The following is a 514-nucleotide window of genomic DNA, read 5'->3' as shown; positions in this document are numbered from 1 at the left end:
TCATGGTAACGGCGCAATCGGCTACGGGGGTTTGGTATTTGCCGACCATTTGGTCGCGGTGGGTCATGCCGCCGACGCTGCGGTCGCCGATGGTAATCAGGAAGTTTTTAGCGGCTACGGTAGGCAGGCGCAGAACGCGGTAGGCGGCTTCGGTGATGTCGATATCGCCCGCGTTAAACGGTTTTTCAGACGGCGTAACCGTTTTGTCGCTGCGCGTGGTTTTGGGCGGTTTGCCGAGCAAGACGTTCAGCGGCAAATCGACGGGATTGTTGGAGAACAAATCGTCGCGCACTTGCAAATGGCCGTCGTCGGTCGCCGTGCCGACCACGGCAAACGGGCAGCGTTCACGTTCGCAGATGGCGCGGAAGGTATCCAAATCTTTTTCCAAAATGGACAATACATAACGCTCTTGCGATTCGTTGCACCAAATTTGCAACGGGTTGAGGCCGTGTTCTTCCAGCGGCACTTCGCGCAGTTTGAATACCGCGCCGCGTCCGGCATCGTTGACCAGTTC

Annotated in this window: 1 protein-coding gene; it reads right to left on the bottom strand. The window is 57.2% G+C overall.

What is annotated here, in order from left to right; all coding sequences use genetic code 11:
* Positions 1-514 (bottom strand): AIR synthase-related protein (locus tag ACTHUM_RS18710; RefSeq protein WP_440403784.1); only part of this gene is annotated, 514 nt, incomplete at both ends.

The sequence above is a fragment of the Neisseria sp. P0021.S006 genome (assembly GCF_051956895.1).
This window is presented reverse-complemented; position numbering and strand designations above follow the sequence as displayed.